At 24.4% G+C, this 3,352-nt stretch carries 1 protein-coding gene; it reads right to left on the bottom strand.

All coding sequences use genetic code 11. From position 1 onward, the window contains the following. Positions 1 to 15: 15 nt before the first annotated feature. Positions 16 to 3,102: a hypothetical protein gene (locus OL66_RS00370; protein WP_034172020.1), complete on the bottom strand. Its 3,087-nt coding sequence runs from the start codon at positions 3,100 to 3,102 to the stop codon at positions 16 to 18. Positions 3,103 to 3,352 lie beyond the last annotated feature (250 nt).

Here is a 3,352-nt window from a genome sequence, read left to right as displayed (position 1 = left end):
CAATATTTTTTTGCTTTAAGAAATTTGTTTATCAAGGGCAATAGTTTTTTTGATTTGTTTGGTAATTTGTTTTTGGTGATGTTTTATTTTGAATTTTCCTTTTTGTTTTTGCCAAAAAAAAGACCATTTTAAAAATATAGTTTTGAGTTTGGTTTGGAAATTAGTTAGTTTGATTTTAGTAAGTAAGTTTTTTTTGGTTTTTTTGATTTGTTTTTCTATTTTGGTTATTTTTTTGTGATTAGCTTTTTGTTTGTGAGTAAATGATTGGGATATTTTTTCTTTTTGTTTGTTGAAATGTTTAAAGATTTGGTTGTTTTTTTGTTTGATGGCTATTTTTTTATGTTCGAAAAATAATTTGTCTTTTTTTTCAAAATTGAGGAGAGCTTCTTTTTTGAGGTTTGATAGTTTTTGGCGTAATTCTTTTTGTGTTTGTTGCCATGATAAATTAAGATTGATAAGAGCATCACTTAGATTTTCGTTTAATAATCCTAATTTTTCTTTCATTAAATTAGTTGTTTGGGTTAAACTTTTTTCTTTGGATTTAATTGTTTTAGTAATTTCTTGTAATAAAGATATTTGATTTTGTTTAAATGTTTTTTCCAAAGAAACATTAATAACATTTTTTATTAATTCATTTTGGTTGTAAAAAACTTTGTTAAGGTGTTTAGTTGTGTTAGTGGTATTTGTAGTTGTTTGAATTAATTTTTGTTCTTTTTTTATTTGTTCTTGGAGTAAAGTATTTAAACATTGATAAATGTTTTTTTGATAATTATTATAGAATAAAATATCTTGGATAACATTTGTGATTGTTTTTTGGCAAGCATTAAAAAAAGATTTGTTTGATATTTTGAAATTGATTAAAGGAGTAAGAGCAATGTTTTTGGAGGCAGGTTTTAAATAGTGCCATAAAGTTAAAAGTTTGGTTATTTTAAGTTTGGTTTTGTTGATTTTTTTTTGGTGTTTGTTAGTTGTTTTTTCTAAAATATGTTGGTGTTTTTTGGTTGCTTTATCTTTTTTTGTGGTGAGGTTTTTGATAATTTTTTCATAACGTTCTTTGTGAGTTTTGATTTGGTATAAAAGGGGATATAGGTCAGTTCCTTTTTGTTTGTATTTGTGAAAAAATCCTTGTATTCCTTTCTTTTTGTCAGTGTGTATTTTTTGATTAAGAAAGGTTAATTGTTTGTCATAAAAAGCTATTATTTGTTCGTTAAGATTAATTTTATTTTGTAGGCTAGTTTGGTTTAATTGGTGTTTTTTTTGTAAAAGATTAATTGTTTGATTAAATTGTTTTTGAATGATAGGAAATAAGTTAGTTTCAATTATGGTTTTTATTTGGTCTAAGATTATTTGTTCGATAAGACAAGTTTTAGTTTGATAATTACTTGTAAAAGTATTAATTTGTAATTGGATTTGTTGTAAAGTTTGTTCTAATAATGTGCTTTCTTTTTGCCAAGATGGATAAGTGTTGAGTAAATTATTTAAAGTTTGTAAAAGTTCTATATTTTGGGTTTGTAATAATAAATAGATGTCTTTTTGCATTAAGGTGATGTCTTGTAAAAAGAGATGTTTTTCTTTTTCTTGGGTAAGTTTGAAGGTTAGAAAATCATCTTTTTGAAATATTTTATTAAGTGTTAATTGGGTTTGGAAGTTGTTAATTTCTTTTTTTAAAGTAGTTGTTTGTTCTAAATAATAATGTTGGATTTTGGTTTTTTCTAATTTTAGTTGTAGGGCAATACTTTTAGTTTTAAGGTCAAATTCTTGTTTTTTTGCAAAGAAATGATAATGATAATCTATTTGGTAATTGTTTTTTTTACGTTGTAAGGCTAAAAGAGTTTTTTGATAAGCAAAGAAAGTTTCTTGATAGTCTTTTTGATTATCAAAGATAGCTGTTTCTTGGAGATGTAAGTTAAGGACTGTTTTTATTTGTTCTTTGATACCGTTTATTTTTTGGGAGAATAAATAATTTGTTTTTTGGTGGATGAGATGATAAATTTTTTCTAAGGTTTGTTGGTAGATGTGTTTGTATTTGTTTTGTTTGTGGTGTTCTAAATGCCACATATTAATTGCTTGTTGGTGTAAAAGATTGATGAGGTGATATTGTTGGCTCCATAAAGATTTTTGGTTTTGGTAAGAAAGGCAGTTTGTTTGTTGTTTGTAAAAAAGAGCTTTTTTGGATGTTTCAATTTGGTAATTGGAAAGAATTGGTATATTTATAAAAGGAAAAGGTCTTATTTGGAGAAAAAAAGCTTGTATTTGTGCTTGGATGATAGTTTTTTCTTGTTGGTAAGCATCTTTGATGGTGTCTAGTTTTTTGTCGTTTATACTTAGTTTATTTTGGTATAGTTTGTGAGTTTTGGTAATGGTTTTTTGATAAGTTTGTTTTTTTGTAGTCTTTATTTGTTCTAAGATGCAAATTGATTTGCCTTTGTCTTTTTCTTGTAAATTAAGAGTTGTTTCTAGTTGTTTTAATAAATTGGTGTTTTTTTGATTGAGGTTAAAATCAGTAGTATAAAAGTTTTGTTTTGATTCTTGGTTTTGTTTTTGGTTTTTGAGTTCTAATTTTTGTTTGTCTTTTTCAATTTGAATTAATAAATTATTAATGTTGTTATTTTTGTTGTTGAGATTAGTTATAAGAGTAGTTTCTTTGTGATTGTTTTTTTTAGTAATTTCCTTGAGTTCTTTTTGTAAGATTTCTTTTAATTGGAGGTTTTTATCGTTGTTTTTGTTTTTTTGATAAATAAGTTCTTGGGTTAAAAGAGTTTGGGTTTTTTGTTGTTGTGAGTTGTATTTTTGGAGGATTGTTTTTTTATTGGTTTGGAGTTTTTCTATTTGTGCGTAAATGTTTAATAATATGTGATGGTATTTTTCTTGTAATTGTTTTGTTTGGGTATTGTGTTTGTTATTTAGGGTTTGTAGTCTTTGATTTAATTGTTTGTTTTGGTTGTTTGTAATAATGTTTGGGGTTGTGTTTTTTTCTTGGATGTTTTTTAGGTTTGTGATATTATTTGTTAATTGGGATAAAAAAGGAGAGAAAAAATCGCTTGATAATGTTTTATTGCGTTTTAAGAATAAAGCCAAAAATCTATTATAATATGATGACATAAAATTTTTCCTTCAATCTAAATATTGATTAAACAATATAAAAACAATTAATTGTAGTTTATTATTAATTTTTTTTGTAATGTTATATTATTTTGGTTTTTCAAAGAAATAAGTTCTAAATTATTTTATCATTTACCTTTATCATAACATAAACCAAATTAATTTGGGATGTAAAAAAGAATACTTAGCTTTTATATTTAGATCTTAAAAACAAAAAAACTATCCTGAAGGATAGTTTCTTTCATTATTT

Origin of the sequence: Chrysanthemum yellows phytoplasma, assembly GCF_000803325.1 — a bacterium.
Taxonomy (GTDB): Bacteria; Bacillota_I; Bacilli_A; order Acholeplasmatales; family Acholeplasmataceae; genus Phytoplasma; species Phytoplasma asteris.
Note: the sequence above shows the minus strand (reverse complement) of the source record. Positions and strands in the feature narration are given on the sequence as shown.

Excerpts from the sequence above, each read along its gene's own strand:
- OL66_RS00370 (WP_034172020.1), bottom strand. The coding sequence starts at position 3,102 with ATGTCATCATATTATAATAGATTTTTGGCTTTATTCTTAAAACGCAAT.